The sequence below is a fragment of the Snodgrassella sp. CS2 genome (assembly GCF_050310315.1).
In the GTDB taxonomy this organism is placed as follows: Bacteria; Pseudomonadota; Gammaproteobacteria; order Burkholderiales; family Neisseriaceae; genus Snodgrassella; species Snodgrassella alvi_E.
Map to the genome: position 1 here is coordinate 168,918 of NZ_JBNPBA010000002.1, position 16,460 is coordinate 185,377.

The 16,460-nt window shown below is 39.7% G+C and carries 16 protein-coding genes and 1 tRNA gene; 10 read left to right on the forward strand and 7 right to left on the reverse strand.

Translation table 11 applies throughout. From position 1 onward, the window contains the following. Positions 1-15 precede the first annotated feature (15 nt). From lptC to ACQP6D_RS04485, 3 genes are read right to left on the reverse strand one after another with little or no spacing between them, the layout of a single operon-like run. Entirely contained in the window at positions 16-600 is a 585-nt protein-coding gene (gene lptC / locus ACQP6D_RS04475) for an LPS export ABC transporter periplasmic protein LptC (protein ID WP_100151757.1), read from the reverse strand. After that, a complete protein-coding gene (kdsC, locus tag ACQP6D_RS04480; protein ID WP_267404400.1) occupies positions 597-1,130 on the reverse strand; it encodes a 3-deoxy-manno-octulosonate-8-phosphatase KdsC in 534 nt (177 codons plus the stop codon). Before kdsC ends, lptC begins: the two co-directional genes overlap by 4 nt. 41 nt (positions 1,131-1,171) lie before the next feature. Then, entirely contained in the window at positions 1,172-2,146 is a 975-nt protein-coding gene (locus ACQP6D_RS04485; protein WP_267408504.1) for a KpsF/GutQ family sugar-phosphate isomerase, read from the reverse strand. Between the two features lie 207 nt (positions 2,147-2,353). On the opposite strand from ACQP6D_RS04485, the gene tal reads away from it, so the two are divergent. Beyond that, positions 2,354-3,409: a transaldolase gene (tal, locus tag ACQP6D_RS04490; protein WP_427857548.1), complete on the forward strand. Its 1,056-nt coding sequence runs from the start codon at positions 2,354-2,356 to the stop codon at positions 3,407-3,409. Positions 3,410-3,668: 259 nt separating this feature from the next. Here the strand turns inward: tal and ACQP6D_RS04495 are convergent, their stop codons facing one another. Next, positions 3,669-5,369 (reverse strand): formate--tetrahydrofolate ligase, encoded by a 1,701-nt coding sequence (locus tag ACQP6D_RS04495; protein ID WP_427857549.1) that lies wholly within the window; start codon positions 5,367-5,369, stop codon positions 3,669-3,671. Positions 5,370-5,757: 388 nt separating this feature from the next. Here ACQP6D_RS04495 and ACQP6D_RS04500 point away from each other — a divergent pair, with 388 nt between their 5' ends. From ACQP6D_RS04500 to ACQP6D_RS04515, 4 genes are read left to right on the forward strand one after another with little or no spacing between them, the layout of a single operon-like run. Further along, the gene (locus ACQP6D_RS04500) at positions 5,758-6,990 is read left to right on the forward strand and encodes a dsDNA nuclease domain-containing protein (protein ID WP_427857550.1); all 1,233 of its coding nucleotides are present in this window, start codon (positions 5,758-5,760) and stop codon (positions 6,988-6,990) included. Then, entirely contained in the window at positions 6,987-7,439 is a 453-nt protein-coding gene (locus ACQP6D_RS04505) for a three component ABC system middle component (RefSeq protein WP_427857551.1), read from the forward strand. Before ACQP6D_RS04500 ends, ACQP6D_RS04505 begins: the two co-directional genes overlap by 4 nt. Then, the gene (locus ACQP6D_RS04510; protein ID WP_427857552.1) at positions 7,436-9,298 is read left to right on the forward strand and encodes a DUF3732 domain-containing protein; all 1,863 of its coding nucleotides are present in this window, start codon (positions 7,436-7,438) and stop codon (positions 9,296-9,298) included. The genes ACQP6D_RS04505 and ACQP6D_RS04510 overlap by 4 nt, the downstream gene beginning before the upstream one ends. Before the next feature lie 14 nt (positions 9,299-9,312). Next, positions 9,313-10,356 (forward strand): nucleoid-associated protein, encoded by a 1,044-nt coding sequence (locus ACQP6D_RS04515; protein WP_427857553.1) that lies wholly within the window; start codon positions 9,313-9,315, stop codon positions 10,354-10,356. A 129-nt stretch (positions 10,357-10,485) separates the two neighbouring features. Here the strand turns inward: ACQP6D_RS04515 and ACQP6D_RS04520 are convergent. Beyond that, positions 10,486-10,560, reverse strand: a tRNA-Arg gene (locus ACQP6D_RS04520). 48 nt (positions 10,561-10,608) lie between these two features. Next, the gene (locus ACQP6D_RS04525; protein ID WP_427857554.1) at positions 10,609-11,583 is read right to left on the reverse strand and encodes a polyprenyl synthetase family protein; all 975 of its coding nucleotides are present in this window, start codon (positions 11,581-11,583) and stop codon (positions 10,609-10,611) included. A 669-nt stretch (positions 11,584-12,252) separates the two neighbouring features. On the opposite strand from ACQP6D_RS04525, the gene ACQP6D_RS04530 reads away from it, so the two are divergent. From ACQP6D_RS04530 to obgE, 4 genes are all read left to right on the forward strand, one after another. Then, complete coding sequence (locus ACQP6D_RS04530) at positions 12,253-12,513, forward strand: hypothetical protein (RefSeq protein ID WP_100140407.1); 261 nt, start codon at positions 12,253-12,255, stop codon at positions 12,511-12,513. A gap of 542 nt (positions 12,514-13,055) precedes the next feature. Beyond that, complete coding sequence (gene rplU / locus ACQP6D_RS04535; RefSeq protein WP_025331258.1) at positions 13,056-13,364, forward strand: 50S ribosomal protein L21; 309 nt, start codon at positions 13,056-13,058, stop codon at positions 13,362-13,364. Positions 13,365-13,384: 20 nt separating this feature from the next. Next, positions 13,385-13,657, forward strand: a complete 273-nt coding sequence (gene rpmA, locus ACQP6D_RS04540) for a 50S ribosomal protein L27 (protein WP_025331257.1) — start codon at positions 13,385-13,387, stop codon at positions 13,655-13,657. Between the two features lie 171 nt (positions 13,658-13,828). Then, a complete protein-coding gene (gene obgE / locus ACQP6D_RS04545; RefSeq protein ID WP_427857555.1) occupies positions 13,829-14,962 on the forward strand; it encodes a GTPase ObgE in 1,134 nt (377 codons plus the stop codon). 78 nt (positions 14,963-15,040) lie between these two features. Here the strand turns inward: obgE and ACQP6D_RS04550 are convergent, their stop codons facing one another. Then, complete coding sequence (locus ACQP6D_RS04550) at positions 15,041-15,601, reverse strand: hypothetical protein (RefSeq protein WP_427857556.1); 561 nt, start codon at positions 15,599-15,601, stop codon at positions 15,041-15,043. Positions 15,602-15,920: 319 nt separating this feature from the next. Between ACQP6D_RS04550 and ACQP6D_RS04555 the strand changes: the two genes are divergently transcribed. Beyond that, entirely contained in the window at positions 15,921-16,430 is a 510-nt protein-coding gene (locus tag ACQP6D_RS04555) for a HugZ family protein (protein ID WP_267390643.1), read from the forward strand. Positions 16,431-16,460: the final 30 nt, after the last annotated feature.

A 16,460-nucleotide genomic window follows, 5' to 3' on the forward strand; every position in this document is an offset into this window, starting at 1 on the left:
GCTAGAACTTTACCACTAATGTGAATGCGGATCATAAATAATAGCCCTTACACGCGCGGGAAGATTTAAAAAACCACGCTGTTTGTCATATTCAAAACCTTGTGATGTCCCACTCGACATACCATACCGGTACGCAACCGGCGCATCAGTTTTAATTACCTGAGTCTGAGTATCTACATGTAAAATACTCGTTTGCAGATGTCCTTCCGGTTCATCACCCACTTGGTGTTTGAGCCAGTTTACTTGACCAAGCAAATCTACTTTACGGCTGTCGGTGTAATATTGGCCGCTCTTGGCTTGAATCCGGTACAACTCAGTACCATTTTTGTACAGACTCATATCGGGATTATCGATATAAATCACCGTCTGCTGAGGAAACTGCCGTGCAGCAGAGGCTTGGATGGATTCACTCAGCTGGCCGTTATCATCAAATCTTTCACCGTGAATAGTATTGATAACGTATTTCGGTTCTTTCGGATTGAGCGGGATTTCCACTGTCTTAACTTCAGTAATGCGGTCAAGCCAGAAACTTACACCGCCAAGCGCCACTGCCAGAATCAGTGGAAACGCCCAGTTACCGCGGCTGCGAAGCACGCTCATGCCAGATACCCCGCCATTTCCGCTGCCATAAACCCTTGTGCATCCAGCAGTAAATCACATACTTCACGTACTGCCCCAGCACCGCCGGCAGCCTCAGTGACATAGTCAGCATGCTGTAATACCAGTGCATGTGCATTTGGCACAGCCACAGCCAAACCACAGTGCTTCATCACCGGTAAATCCACCACATCATCTCCAATGTAGGCACATTGCTGTTCTGAAAGTTGCAGTTGTTCGAGCAGTTGCTGATAACAACTGCGTTTATCAGAAATTCCTTTAAAGTAATGTTTAATACCCAGTTGCTGGACACGAATGCCAACCGAGGGGGCATCGCGTCCGGTTATAATAGCGGTCTGAATTCCGTGCCGGTGCAGCATTTTCAGCCCATGCCCGTCTAGAGTATGGAATGCTTTGATTTCTTCTCCGTTATCTCTGATAAAGATACGGCCATCAGTGAGTACACCGTCTACATCCATAATAAACAGCCTGATCTGCTTTGCAGCCTGTAATCGTGCAGTAGCCGACATCATTGCATTCATCAACATACCCTTAATATCACTCCTCAACGCGCCTAAACAATACGCGCCTGCAATAAATCATGCATATTCAGCGCGCCTACAGGATGATTCAGTTTATCAATCACCACCAAACCATTAACTTTGTTTGTCTGCATGGTTTTTAAAGCTTCCGTCGCTAGCCGATCCGCCGTAATGGTTTTTGGTGCGTGGCCCATCACATCGGCCATCACCCAGTCTTGCAATTGCTGATTGCTTTGAAACAGACGGCGTAAATCGCCATCTGTAAACAAACCACTAAGTTGCCCGTTACCATCTACCACAATCAGCATACCCAAGCCTTTTTCGCTCATGGTTACGATTGCCTGTCGCAACAGAGTATTTTCCTGAACGAGCGGCATTTCCGGACCAGCATGCATCACGTCTGCCACTGTCAACAATAGCCGTTTACCCAGACTACCGGCCGGATGACTCAGTGCAAAATCTTCCGGCGTAAACTGGCGCGCCCGTAGCAGAGCTACCGTCAAAGCGTCTCCTAATACCATTACCGCTGTTGTGCTAGACGTTGGAGCCAGCCCCAATGGACAAGCCTCCTGTGAGACATGAGCGCACACATGTATATCAGCATGTCTGGCCATACTCGAATCATTTCTGCCGGTGATGCAAATGAGCTGTACATGTTTGCGTTTGATTGCCGGTATCAAAGCTAGGATTTCTTCACTTTCACCAGAATTAGACAGTGCAATCAACACATCGCCATCTACAATCATACCCAGATCGCCATGTCCCGCCTCGGCCGGATGAACAAAATAAGCAGGCGTACCCGTAGATGCCATCGAAGCAGCAATTTTGCGCCCAATATGGCCACTTTTACCCATACCGGTGACAATCACACGGCCACGACAATCAAGTATCGTGGCCACAGCCGCAGTAAAATGCTCATCCAGACTGGCTGCAACTTCGCGTACAGCCTGTTCTTCAATAGCAAATACTTCTTTGCCCCAGTCCAAATATTTATCCTGAATGTTCATAACACCATCTGCAGCAGAAAAACGCAAACAAAGACACAACAAATTTAACCTGATTATAACCTGATAACGGTCATTTTGTTTGCATCAGGAACTTGTCAAAATAGCCAAGCCTCGTTAGAGTAAACCTCAACGTAAACGTAACTGGTTCAATCAATTGATTAACCTTAACAAAACATATCTAACAGATATTTACCACAAGGAATAAATATGGCCGTATTAGCACAAGTCAACACACTGGGACAGCAGATTTGGCTGGACAATCTTTCCAGGAGTCTGATTCAGTCGGGAGAGCTAGCACAAATGCTGGAAAGCGGTATCAGTGGCGTGACTTCCAATCCGGCCATTTTTCAGAAAGCTTTCGCGGGTGACCGCCTGTATCAGAGCGACATCGACCACCTCAAACAACAAGCGCTCACCCCAAAACAGCGCTACGAGCAGCTGGCAGTGGCTGATGTGCAGGCTGCCTGTGATGTTTGCCTGCCACTGTATGAACGTAGTGATAGCAAAGCTGGATTGGTCAGTCTGGAAGTGGCGCCCGATCTGGCCGATGATGCACAGGCCACCATTACTGAAGCCGTACGCCTCTGGCAGCAGCTTGAACGCCCCAATGTCATGATAAAAGTACCTGCTACAGATAGTGGCATACAAGCCTTACCCACACTTGTGGCACAAGGTATCAATGTCAACCTGACCCTGCTTTTCTCCAAAGATCAGCTACAGAAAGCATGGCAGGCACACGCAGCAGGCCTGCGCCAGCGACTGGCACAGAATTTGCCTGTTAACCGCATTCAAGTAGTGGCCAGCTTCTTCCTATCACGCATTGATAGTGCACTGGATATCACTTTGCCAGCTTCCTTACAGGGAAAAACCGCTATTGCACTGGCTAAAACCGCTTATGCCGAATGGCAGGAATTTATTCAAAGCCGTGAATTTACCGATCTGGCGGCACAGCAGGCTGCGCCATTGCGATTGCTCTGGGCCTCTACTGGCACCAAAAATCCGGCTTATTCAGATGTCTGCTATATAGAGAACATTATCGGAGCAGATACCATCAATACAGTACCAGCCAATACCCTGAAAGCATTTATTGACCACGGCCGCGCAGCAGCTACCCTTACTCAGGAAGTACAACAGGCCAAAAGCGTACTGATTGAAATCGAACAACTAGGTATCAACCTCGAATCACTTGCCAGCAGATTGCAACAGGAAGGCTTGCAGCAATTTGTTGATGCCTTTGACGCTTTATTACAACCACTGGCTTAAGCATTGATTTGAAAACATAACAGGACAGATTTGTCATTGGCCAAACTGTATCTGTTATGTTTATTCCATCTTTAAATATAAATACATCTAAAAATTTATACTTATTTGATACAAAAGATGAAATCCTCACTCAGATTTATCTGCACAATACCATCCTATTGTTTATTAGTTGCAAATTAAAAAGCCACAACAGCATAGTAACCATTATGGCTTTGATAACATTAATCAAACAACTGAATATTATTCGACTAAGACAACATTAATGCAAACCAACTATATTACCCTCAGCATCAATATCAATCTGACGGTAAGCCGGTAAAGTACCCAGACCCGGCATCGTCATCACATTACCCGCATATACACGAATAAAACCTGCACCGGCTGATACCTGCAAGCGCGCAATATCAATATCAAAATCAATAGGCACATTTTTTAGATTTGGGTCAGCACTGATAGACAACGGCGTTTTCACCATGCACAAAGGCAAATGATCCAGTCCGAGTTGACGGATTTCCGCCATATTCTGTTGAGCCCGCTCCGACAGATTTGCTTGCCGTGCTCCATATTTCTTCGCCATAGTTTGAATTTTTTCTTCCAGCGGCATACTGTCCGCGTAGGGCAGGGTAACTGTATTATTCTGTGCGCATGCCGCCACCACGTGGCGGGCTAAAGCTTGCGTACCCGCTCCACCCTGAGTAAATGCTTCACTGATTTCACAGGCACTGGCACCTTGTTCCAGTGCATACTGGCGCACATATTCCAGCTCTTCTTCATGGTCATAAGGGAAACGATTAATTGCCACAATTACCGGCAGACCATAGCTTTTCGCATTGCGGATATGCCAGCCCAGATTGGCACTGCCTTCTGCCAAGAGCGCCACATTGCATTGGCTAACTTCATCCGGCAAAGGCTGACCCGGCTTAATATTAAAGCGCCCACTATTGGATTTCAGACTGCGTACTGTGGCTACCAGCACCAAACAGGATGGGGCTACACCCGTCTGACGATATTTGATATTGAAGAATTTCTCCATACCCATATCCGAACCAAACCCTGCCTCGGTAACCACATAATCAGCTAGCTGTAAGCCCACCTTATCTGCCAGTACCGAAGAATTACCATGGGCAATATTGGCAAACGGGCCAGCATGAATCAGCACCGGTGTCTGCTCTGCCGTCTGCATCAGATTCGGATTAATAGCATCTTTCAGCAGCACCGTCATTGCACCGGCTACCTCGAGTTGCTCCGCCGTAATTGGCTTGCCTTGGGTATCATAAGCCAGAATAATGCGGCCGATACGTTGGCGCATATCCTGTAAATCTGTCGCCAGTGCCAGAATCGCCATCAGCTCCGAAGCGGCTGAAATTTCAAATCCGTCTTCGCGTTCCACCCCATTGGCGCCGCCACCTAGGCCAACCTTAATCCGCCTCAAAGCACGGTCGTTATGGTCAATCACCCGTTTCCAGACAATACGGTTTTTATCAATATTCAACCGTGGCAGCTTAGTTTGTGCCGTAAAATTTTCGCCCAGATGTTCTTCATGATATAAACGCGCGTCCAAAGCTGCCGAAGCCAGATCATGTGCAGCTGTAATCGCATGAATGTCACCGGTTAAATGCAGATTCAACTTTTCCATCGGCAACACCTGTGCCTTACCACCGCCAGCCGCACCGCCTTTTACCCCGAATACCGGTCCCAAACTAGGTTGACGGATACAGGCTATAGCTTTCTGCCCAATAAAATTTAGCCCCTGACTAAGCCCAATGGTTGTCACCGTTTTACCTTCTCCCAAAGGCGTTGGTGTAATTGCCGACACTAGTACCAGCTTGCCCTGCTTGGCTTCCGACTGGATTACCCTCAAATCTACCTTGGCCACTTCACGGCCGTAAGGAATCAGGTATTGTTCGGGGATGCCGCAGTTGCGGGCGACTTCGGTGATGGGAAGTAAAGATACAGACATGCTTATATTCCTAAAAATTTGAAAATAATTTTCATTAATGTTTATCGAAGTAAGAATAGACTATCTAGGTAAATATACAGTAAGTATACAATTGTGAAGCAGATAATAAAGTTTATTAAATTAATATCTCAGTCAGGTTTTATTTCAGTTAAATTGAATAAAGCCTATAGAGGTGATTGAATCAAAAAAATGTGGTTTAAATGCCACTGGAAATTTGCGTATAGTATAGAAATTTTACATAAATATTTAATATATAATTGTATTTATATACAATAATTTTTTTCAATGAAAAAAATAAAATATTTTAAAATAAAAGAAAATATTTTGTTTTTTTTAACTTTCTTTGGGAAATAATGATTTAACCGTATAATATTTAGAGTATATCAGCATGAATGAAATTGAAGAGTTCTATAAAAATCATGGGGCTGGTGCTCAAGATGCAGCCCAGAGTTATCATTCTTACTATTTTTTATTGCTTTTACTGAGAATGGAAGTTGGGGAAAAAATTGGATTCGAAGTTAAAGAAGATATACATATTCAAAAAGCAGATGGTACTACTGAATTTATTCAAATCAAACATACAATACAAAAAGCGGCACAAGGAAATTCAGTTAATCTTACTACCCTTGATAAGGACTTATGGAAAACATTATTAAATTGGTTAAAGCTAATCCAATTACCAAATTTTGAAAATCTTGAAAAGTGTAAATTTATTTTGATAACAAATAAGGAAGAAAAAGAAAATAAATTTCAAGATGCCTTAAGGGCTTTTAAATCAAAAGAAGATAACGATACACAAATATTTTTAAACAAGATTAGTTCTATTTCTACAAATAACCCAGAAATAGCAAATTGTATTACGGAATTTAAAAAATTATCATCAAGCAATTTAAGACTATTTCTTAATAATTTGAATATTGAAACTGGAAATAATGATGTAATAAAAAAAATAAAAGATGAAATCTTAAAAAAATGCATGAATGATAAATATACTGAAACTATTTTTAATTCCTTTTGTTCTCAACTTCAAGAGAAAAAATATATTCAAATTTGTTCTGAAGGAAAATATGAAATAAGTTTTAATGATTTTTTAAAAGATTTTGGTCAGTGTATGAGAATAATGTATAAAAACTGTCCATTACCTGAAAGAAGATTGGAAATGGATCTTCTAGACAATTTAGAAAGCCAGATATTTATTCAACAATTACTGGATATAGGAGATATTTATCAAGATGATTCTGACGAAATAAGAGACTTTACATTCCAAAAACTTCATACATTAAATATATTATCAGATTGGATTGAAAATAATGAAATATACCAATTTGATTTGGATATGTTTGAAGAAAATATTATGGGTACTTGGAGAAACGTCTCTAAAGAAAAATATAGGGAAATTAAAAAAAAGATTAATGAAGGATGTTTAATAAAAGATTTAGAAGAAGATATTAAGTCTTTAGCGATTGGTATTCTTGATGAATTAAGAAAAAAACAAATGACTGTACCGGGTAATACTTTTCCTCTTAGTATTTATACAAGTAATGGTTATTTATATTTACTTTCAGATGAATTAAAAATAGGTTGGCATTATGACTGGAAAAATAGGTATAGAAATTTATGAAAATATTATATTACATTTATAATAATGAAGCTATTGCTACCACGGTTTTAATGTCTGTTATTACCAAGTTAAAACGCATGGATATTGCTTCAGCCCCTTTAGTTTTACCATTTTTGTTAGATAATCGCATAGTTAATCATTTATTAAAAGATGAAGCTAACTATGAAAATATAGAACAATTTATCCAATCTAAACGTTTATATTTTACTTCGTTTAATAACAGATTTCTCTCATTGTTGCCTGTTACTGTTAATTCGTTAATGATTCTTCAAAAAAGTAATGTCATTAATATAACAGATTCAATAACAATCAATAAAGAATTTGAATTTGATGTTAATGAATTAGGATTAAGATTCACAAAAATTGAACATGTTATACCTAAATTTGTTGCATTGATTAAAAATTATTCCCTTTCTGATTTATATTTTATATTTAAAATACAATTATGAACTTTATACTGCTCGAAATTAAACTTTGGTTTAAAAATGACTCTTCAGCACCGAAAAGCTATTTTTTTGAAAAAAATAAAGTTAATGTTATAACAGGAGCTTCAAGCACCGGTAAATCAACTATCTGGCGCATTGTTGATTATTGTTTACTATCTGGTATTACACAAATTGCAGATAAAATTGCTAATGCTGTCTCATGGTTTGGTATTACTTTTATCATCAATGAGCAAGAAATTTCAATAGCTCGAAGTTCTCCTGAAAAAAGTATAGTTTCTCAAGATGTATATTTTGGGTTAGGCCCTTTGCCTGAAATGCCGTCGAGTAATCAGACTATTTCACAAGTTAAATCAAGCTTGAATAAATTATTTAATTTTTCTGGTGAATTAAAACAAGCTTATAACAATTTATTATGTTATAGGCATTTTTTAATTTTCTGCTCTTTAACAGAAAAAGTTATTGCTCAACCAGATAGATATTTTGATCTACATTTTTTTAAAGATGATTATAAAAACAATACTACAGGTAAAATGTTAAATCAAATATTTGAATTAATTATAGGTGCTGATAAGCCTGAAATACAAGACACAAAAAAAGCTAGAAAAAGAATAGAAAGAGAAATTAAGAAAATTAAAGCCAACATTCAAGAAGGGGAGAATAAAATTAAAGACTTTAAAGATAAAGTTAAATTTTTAATAGAAGAATCGAAAAATTATAATTTTATTGATTTGTCACAATCTTTTGAAAATGAAGATAAAGCAATATTATTTATTGAGCAAGTTATTAGTACCGCCAAAAATATGGCAGAAGGTAAGTGTATATTTAATGAAGAAAATGAAATACTTAATCAACAAAAAAATGATATTGAACTAGAAATAGACAAGCTGAATAGATACGAGCGTGAATATAATCAGTATCAAAAAAATTTAACAAAATCAGCAGATAGTCTACAGCCAATTGAATTTTTATATAATAATTTATCTAATCAACTAGTCCAATCTTATGAAACTCAAATATTTTTACAAACTTTACGAGATTCTTTTTACACAATCAAAAATAATATAAAACAACAAATTTCACCCTTAGATGTTTCTGAGGATTTGAAAAAATTTGAGGAGCAATTAAGCAATATAAACAAAATAATTAAAGAAAAAAATGAATCATCAGATAAATTTCAGTTTAATCATACAAATTATATCAATATTGGTAATATAGAAGCTAAATTAAAATCTATTTTAACTGCTGAAGAAATTAAAAAAATTGAAAGTGAATTAATTGATAGTTCAAATCGATTAAAAATATTAAATGAACAGGAAAAAACATTATTTTCACAATCTGATACTGTTCAATTTGAAAGTATAAAATTGGAAAATATAAAATCATTTAATAAAGCTGCACAGGAAGTGTATGATTGGCTTAATAAAGGTACTGAGTATAAAGGATACTGTATAGCATTAAATGAAGAAAACTTGATGTTAGATATTTTCCCACCAAATATGCCGGCAATTTTGCCCATTAGCGAAACTGGCAGTCAGGCTAATTATGTTTTTTTGCATTTATGCATGTTTTTGGGATTGCATATGCATATGGCTAAAATGAATCTTGATTATGTTCCACAAATTATTTTCATTGATCAGCCTAGTACTCCATTTTTAAGTTATAAAAAAGACCAAGAAATGTTGAATACAATTTTTGAGGTTTTAAATTCTTTTATTGATAAAATGGTTATAAAAAATGAAAATTCGTTTCAAATCATTTTAACTGATCATGCATTACCAAGTGATTGGGATAAATTACCGAATTTTAAATTAATTGCTGAATTTATTGATGGAAATGCTCTTATACCAAATGAGCTCTTATAAAAATGGTTAAATCTATGCCGAAATTTGTTCTTGGAAATATCAGCAGATTAATAATACACAGTATAGGCAATAAAAGTACTGCAGACGGTGTGCGGCTGTGTGATGAGTTAAGTAATTATGAAAATGTGGAAGAAACACTTAATAAGTTAATCACTTCCAATTTTAAATTTGATGAATTGTATCAGTTTCATTTTTTCCCCGATTTGGCGCTCAATCCGGTTTATACCATTATCAAAGCCATGTTTGAGTACACTGATATTGATGATTTTATTAATCAGTCTAAAAATATGGGGCGTTATTTGTATGAAAAAAGTAACCACCCGCAAATTAAGGCCGGAGAGTTGAGTGTATTTAATCTCGCTGATTGTACGGTTGATGATGAAATAGTCGATTGTATCGGTATCTTTAAATCAGAAAACAAACAGAAAATTCTGAAGGTTGAGGACAAACAGACTGGTTATGATTTGGCGGATATTGAGGGGTTAAGTATTCATAAGCTAGATAAGGGTTGTCTGATTTTCAATGTGCATTCAAAGCAAGGCTATCTGGTAGCTATTGTGGATAATACAAACCGGCGTGCGGAAGCTAAATACTGGACTGATGATTTTCTAAGTATTAGACCCATTAACAACGACTATCATCAGACAACCCATATTATGGAATCAGCTAAGCAATTTATTGCTCAGACCATAGATGCTGATGATGAGGCCAGTAAATCAGAAAAAATCGGATTGCTGAATAGGTCTGTTGATTATTTTAAAAATAATCAACAGTTCGATTTGCAGCAATTTGAACAGGAGGTATTTGCGCAAGATGATTTGATTCAAAAATATCAGGATTTTAGTCAGAATTATGCGCAGGAAAATCAGTTGGAACCCGTCAGAAATTTTGATATTTCTCCGAAAGCTGTAAAAAAGCAGGAGAAATATTTTAAAAGTGTAGTGAAGCTGGATAAAAACTTTCATATCTATATACACGGTGGTAAGGATATGATTGAAAAAGGGCGAGATGAAGATGGACGTAAATTTTACAAAATTTATTATCAGGAAGAAAACTGATGCTTAAAAAACTTAGTGTCGTCGCTGCTTTGCTGGGTTTCTTATAATGTTTTAAGCAGTACAGAAAACGGTAAAAGATATGATTCTACTTGCTAAGTATTTAATAAATTTATAAAATTTGAATAAATTTGGTCCCGCCGACAGGAATCGAACCTGTATCGCACGCTTAGGAGGCATGTGTTCTATCCGTTGAACTACGGCGAGACTTGTACAATGAAGGGCTATAGTCAAAAGCGGCTATAGCCCGCTATTTTATGAGATTCGGGCTAAAGATGCCAATGCTAAATCGCGCATAGCTTGTGTGGTTTCATTAGCCGGTAAATCATTTAGGCAGCTTACGGCTGTATCTATCGCTTTTTTGGCTTGCGTAGTGCAATAAGCCAGCGCATCTGAATTCAGTACGTGGTCGTGGATTTTGTCGAAGTAGCTGCGGTCTGCATGTTCCAGTGCGTGGCGCACATCGGCCGCGGCAGCAGGGCTGCCTTGGTTGAGCAGGTAAATCAGGGGTAGGGTAGGTTTACCTTCGGCCAGATCATCGCCGACATTTTTGCCGATGGTGTCTACATCACCGGTGTAATCCAGTACATCATCAATAATCTGGAAGGCAGTGCCCAGATAGGTACCGTAGTTTTTTAGTGCCAATTCCTGTTTGTCGCTGGCGCCGGCTAATATGGCGCCCACTTGTGCTGCCGCCTGAAACAATTTGGCGGTTTTGTATTCAATTACTTGAATATACTGCTCTTCGGTGACGTCAATATTGCCGATATTCATCAGCTGCATCACTTCACCTTCGGCGATGATGTTGGTGGCTTCAGCCATGACTTCCAGTATACGCAGGCTACCGGAACCTACCATCAGCTGAAAGGCGCGGGTATAGAGAAAGTCGCCTACCAGTACGGCGGCGGCATTGCCAAATAGATTGTTGGCAGTTTCACGGCCGCGGCGCAGATCGCTTTCATCTACTACATCGTCGTGCAGCAGGGTAGAAGTGTGAATAAATTCCACCATGGCAGCAAGGGAAAATAGTGGGTCTTTATCATAGCCCAGTGCCTTGCCGGCCAGAATGGTGATGATTGGACGCAAGCGTTTGCCGCCGGCGCTAATTATATACTGGCCAATTTGGGAGATAAGAACGACTTCGGATTCGATAGCACGGTTGATGACAGCATTAACGCGGCTTAGGTCTTCGGGCAGGTGTTTTTGGAAATAGGGCAGGTTTTCAAGCATGTGTATGTGTTTCTGCAACGTATTTTGGTGGTGTGTTTTAATCAAAATGTGCTGTTTGCTACTGAGCACTATTGCTCAATATTATACTTGAAATTAATTTAGGGGATAGAAAAGTTAGATTGGGTAAATTCTGATGATTTCTTGCTTAGGGAGAATTCGGATAAATTGGGCTGGAACTGAAGCCAGCTAATGCTGTCTAGATCAATCAGGGTATGTTTATTCATTATTTTCTGAGTAGAGTTTTCATTTATCTATCTGTATTCCTAAGAAAGTAATAGGATTTGTGAGTTGTGATTAAAATTAATTTATTTCAACGCTGAATATTTTTTGTTGGCTTTGGTTGTGAGTGAGATTAGATAAATCAATCTTGCTATAGGACTGTATATCTTTATGTATATGTAGTTTGAACGTATTTGTCTTAGGTTTTGTTTTATGCTGGTGTGAAGGAAAGGAAAGCTTTTTATTGATTTTATGTTTTTGGTATTGGTTGGCTACGTGGAATATATAAATTTTTTTAAATTACGGGCTGGCTGGTTGAATTTTTTATGGTTGTGTTAATCAGACAATTTTTTTGTTTCTTTAAATAAAAAGTTTACAACATATATTAAAAAATGTATTGTAATCAATGAGTTTATTTAAACTCTTTACTTTAGCCAAAGGAGTATCATTGTGAAAAAATCTGTGTTAACTGTTTTGGGTATTTTAAGTTTGAGTGTTGCTTCTTTTTCTTGTTATGCAGGTAATCCACCTGATAAGGGTGGCGTGCATATCAGCTTGTTTAAATCACCATCTATCGCTAATCCGATTGTTAAATTACCGCCTTCAAAGTGGCTGCCATGTGATTTATTGAGAGTTAATTGGTGTGCTTTCAAAAATGGTCCGACAAAAGTTATCGACCCTCTGGAACCTCAGCCGCCTGTGGCCTATTAATTTTGTCGGTGGCATAAATTTTTAGAAATAGAAATCTTAAATACATCTTTCTTTTTGATTGGAAAGATGTATTTTTTGTTTCTTCTGTGCTTACAGCAGTTTTTCTGTAGGTATCGATAGGTTTAACGAGGGCCAACTGACGTTTCTTTTGACCATTTTGCTATGAAATTCTGAGCTAACATAGTTTGCTGTGCGGTGATTAATCAAGGCTTTAAGAATAAAAGAATTTAGTTTTACTCAATTGCTTATAATTCATTTTAAAAGCAATCTTTTTGCGGTTGCTTTAGGTGCTTGTTTATTCAGTTTGTGTTTATTTCTTTTAAAATTTAAGTTAATAACGGTTGCTGGTTTTTGTCACTGCTTTATGATTGGTAATACTATGTATTATGGTTTACTGAAACCTGCTGCGGTAGCCATCTTCTGCGCTTATACAACGTTGTTATTGTTTTGACAGTTAATTCCGTGGTTGTTATAATCGCCAATTCCGTTTTGTGCGGAAATTTAGTTTTTGTTTTTTAATTGAATTCCTATTGGAGTTGAGTATGTACGCGGTCGTAAAAACCGGCGGTAAACAGTATAAAGTTGCCGTTGGCGAAAAATTAAAAGTAGAACAGATACCAGCAGAACTCGACAGCCAGATCGAACTGAATGAAGTTTTGATGATTGCTGACGGTGAAGCGGTGAAGGTGGGTACGCCTTTTATTGAAGGCGCTAAAGTAACCGCTAAAGTGGTTGCACATGGCCGTCACGATAAAGTACGCATTTTCAAGATGCGTCGTCGTAAACACTATCAGAAACGTCAGGGCCACCGCCAGAATTTTACCCAGATTGAAATCGTGGCGATTGCCTAATTGAGTGAAGGAATAACAGAATGGCACACAAAAAAGCAGGCGGTAGCTCCCGTAACGGTCGTGATTCAGAAGCCAAACGCTTGGGCGTTAAAGCCTTTGGTAATGAGCTGATTCCGGCTGGTTCTATTATTGTTCGTCAGCGTGGTACTCGTTTTCACGCCGGTGAAAACGTAGGTATGGGCAAAGATCACACTCTATTCGCGAAAGTGGATGGTTATGTGGAATTTGCTGTCAAAGGCGCGTTGAACCGTAAAACCGTAAGTGTGCGTCCGTATACTGGCGCAGACGAGTAAGTTTTTACAGCTATCAAGCCCTGCCTGTCTGGCAGGGCTTTTTTGTTGGGACGCAGCAGGGAATTTACAGCTAGCGCTATTCTGCTGGAGTTTGGTTATAATCGTATGACGACGCTAGCCCTGAGACATGTGGTTTTGGCCTGAGCATAAATATTGCAGACTGAGAACGTTATGAAGTTTATTGATGAAGCAAAAATTGAGGTAGTTGCCGGCCGTGGCGGCAATGGTGCAGCCAGCTTCCGGCGCGAAAAATTTGTGCCTAAAGGCGGCCCAGATGGTGGTGATGGCGGTAAAGGTGGCAGTGTTTGGGCAGTGGCAGATGAGAATATCAATACGCTGGTTGAATATCGTTTTGTTAAACGCTATCAGGCTAAAAATGGTGAAAAAGGCCATGGATCTGACCGTTATGGGCGTGGTGCCGATGATATTGAGCTAAAAATGCCGGTGGGAACGCTGATTCGTGATGCGGATACGGAGCAGGTGGTGGCTGATTTAACTCATCATGGCCAAAGGGTATGCTTAGCTAAAGGTGGTAAGGGTGGCTTAGGAAATATTCATTTCAAATCTTCAGTTAACCGTGCGCCAAAGCAGGCGACGCCGGGAGAAGAGGGTGAAGCACGCAGTTTGCTGCTGGAATTGAAAGTGCTGGCTGATGTGGGTTTGCTGGGTATGCCCAATGCGGGTAAATCCACTTTAATCAGTGCAGTTTCAGCAGCGCGACCAAAGGTGGCGGATTATCCATTTACTACATTACATCCGAATCTGGGCGTGGTGCGTAGTGATGATAATCATAGTTTTGTGATGGCTGATATTCCAGGTTTGATTGAAGGCGCGGCTGAGGGGGCTGGTCTGGGACACCGTTTTTTGAAACATCTTTCGCGTACTGGTTTGCTGCTGCACGTGGTGGATCTGGCTCCATTTGATGATGGAGTGAATCCAGCAGCCGAGGCGCTGGCGATTGTAGAAGAGCTGCGCCGTTTTGATGAAACATTGCATGATAAGCCGCGCTGGCTGGTGTTGAATAAAATCGATATGCTGGCTGAAGATGAACGGTCAGCACGGGTGGCGCAATTTCTTGCTGATATTGGCTGGGATTATCCGCAGCCGGATGATGAGTATGAATTTGACCTGTCTGTGCCGCGGGTATTTGAAATCAGTGCTTTGGCACATCAGGGCACTCAGGAGTTAGTGCAGACTATTCAGCGGTATCAGGATACGCGGCATAAATTACAAGCAGAGTTACAGGATTCAGATGAGGCTGTAACTGAGATTATGCCATCTAATAGTTTAATCCAGCCGGAATGACTTCGCCATAATTGCAAAAAGCCACCTGTTGCAGGTGGCTTTTTTATGGAATTTGTTTTGTATGAAGAAAATGTATGTTTATCTTGTCTGCTTTTTAGCAGTACGGCGGCCTAGCAAGCGGTATGCAAATTGAAGAATTAAAACGCTGATAAGAGCCATTACGGCTGCCATGGATATCTGTTCTATATTGTAGCTGATGGATTTGATGGGTGTAACGGTATGTGCTGTTGCTTGATAGATTGCAATGGTCATGCTGCGGTTGGTACGCAGGCTAGTGCGTATCTGCTGATGTTGGGCTGTTTGCTCGATGATTGTGTATTTGAAGGTATCGTTGTCATTTTTCTGTTTGCTGCCTTCTGTGTTTTTGGCCAAAAAAGATGTGCCGGCCAATGGGTGCTGCTGAATATAGGAATAGGGTAAGGCTAGAAATGAACCATCTGGATTAAATGCAGCAATGGTTAAATCAGAATGCCACGGTTTGTGGTTGCTGGCAGTGCGGCTATCTATTGTGGCTAGGATAAAGATATACAGAATACAGAAACCACAGAATAATATTAATTTAAGTATGCGCTGTTTCAACTGGCGCGGACGTTTCTGGGTTGTGGAAGAATGGGTTGCGGAATGAGGCTGATTATTCATGATGTGCTGTACCACTGTGGTTTATTTGGAGCTGGCCGTAAGCTTGACTGTGATCCGGATGGTGATTTTACCTAATTTCTGACTGTGCTGAAGCTGAATTTTATTTGTGGTTTGGTGAAAACCTATAGTCTGGAGCGGACAGTACTGACTGTAGGTTTTTGTGTTTTTTATGCTCGAATTGAATTTATTTTTTTTATGGTACGGTACTTTTTGGGGTAATGGTAGCTTGCTGCTTTTGTAGTAATGAGTATAAATGGTATTTGAGTTTTAACATGAAAATTATTATCATTAATTTTGGATAATTTTTTTAGGGCAATATATGAGTGAACAATACGATGTAGCTGAACTTCAGGCAGCAGTCACGCGGTTACAGCAACTGGATTCTCTGGTGCTGGCTACGGTAGGGCAGGATGGTGAACCGCATGCAAGTTATGCACCTTTTGCCGAGCATGATGGCTATCTGTATGTTCTGTTGTCCGGTCTGGCTTTGCATACACAGAATTTGCAACAGCAACAGCAGGCAAATGTTCTGCTAATAGAAGATGAAGCTTCTGCGCGCAATATTTTTGCACGTGCACGTATGAATTATGCTGCCGCTGTGACGACTGTTGAAAAAGATACTACTGAGGGTATTGCCGCTTTGGAGGCAATGAAGACCAAGCTGGGCAATACTGTTGATGTGCTCAGTGGACTGCCAGATTTTATGCTGTTCCGGTTGCGGCTGGAAAAGGCACGGCTGGTAACTGGTTTTGGACGTGCTTTTGTGTTTACGCCAGGTGATGTGGCTGGTGCCGTGCAGTTAACGGAAAAGAATGCGAAAACAGTGTGATACTTTTGTACGTGGCTATTGGCCGGTAAA

Bases quoted from the DNA above. Each gene is read 5' to 3' on its own strand.
- obgE (WP_427857555.1), top strand. From the start codon at position 13,829: ATGAAGTTTATTGATGAAGCAAAAATTGAGGTAGTTGCCGGCCGTGGC.
- ACQP6D_RS04510 (WP_427857552.1), top strand. From the start codon at position 7,436: ATGAACTTTATACTGCTCGAAATTAAACTTTGGTTTAAAAATGACTCT.
- kdsC (WP_267404400.1), bottom strand. From the start codon at position 1,130: ATGATGTCGGCTACTGCACGATTACAGGCTGCAAAGCAGATCAGGCTG.
- ACQP6D_RS04515 (WP_427857553.1), top strand. From the start codon at position 9,313: ATGCCGAAATTTGTTCTTGGAAATATCAGCAGATTAATAATACACAGT.
- ACQP6D_RS04555 (WP_267390643.1), top strand. From the start codon at position 15,921: ATGAGTGAACAATACGATGTAGCTGAACTTCAGGCAGCAGTCACGCGG.
- tal (WP_427857548.1), top strand. From the start codon at position 2,354: ATGGCCGTATTAGCACAAGTCAACACACTGGGACAGCAGATTTGGCTG.
- ACQP6D_RS04525 (WP_427857554.1), bottom strand. From the start codon at position 11,583: ATGCTTGAAAACCTGCCCTATTTCCAAAAACACCTGCCCGAAGACCTA.
- ACQP6D_RS04495 (WP_427857549.1), bottom strand. From the start codon at position 5,369: ATGTCTGTATCTTTACTTCCCATCACCGAAGTCGCCCGCAACTGCGGC.
- rpmA (WP_025331257.1), top strand. From the start codon at position 13,385: ATGGCACACAAAAAAGCAGGCGGTAGCTCCCGTAACGGTCGTGATTCA.
- ACQP6D_RS04550 (WP_427857556.1), bottom strand. From the start codon at position 15,601: ATGAATAATCAGCCTCATTCCGCAACCCATTCTTCCACAACCCAGAAA.
- ACQP6D_RS04485 (WP_267408504.1), bottom strand. From the start codon at position 2,146: ATGAACATTCAGGATAAATATTTGGACTGGGGCAAAGAAGTATTTGCT.
- rplU (WP_025331258.1), top strand. From the start codon at position 13,056: ATGTACGCGGTCGTAAAAACCGGCGGTAAACAGTATAAAGTTGCCGTT.
- ACQP6D_RS04500 (WP_427857550.1), top strand. From the start codon at position 5,758: ATGAATGAAATTGAAGAGTTCTATAAAAATCATGGGGCTGGTGCTCAA.
- ACQP6D_RS04505 (WP_427857551.1), top strand. From the start codon at position 6,987: ATGAAAATATTATATTACATTTATAATAATGAAGCTATTGCTACCACG.
- lptC (WP_100151757.1), bottom strand. From the start codon at position 600: ATGAGCGTGCTTCGCAGCCGCGGTAACTGGGCGTTTCCACTGATTCTG.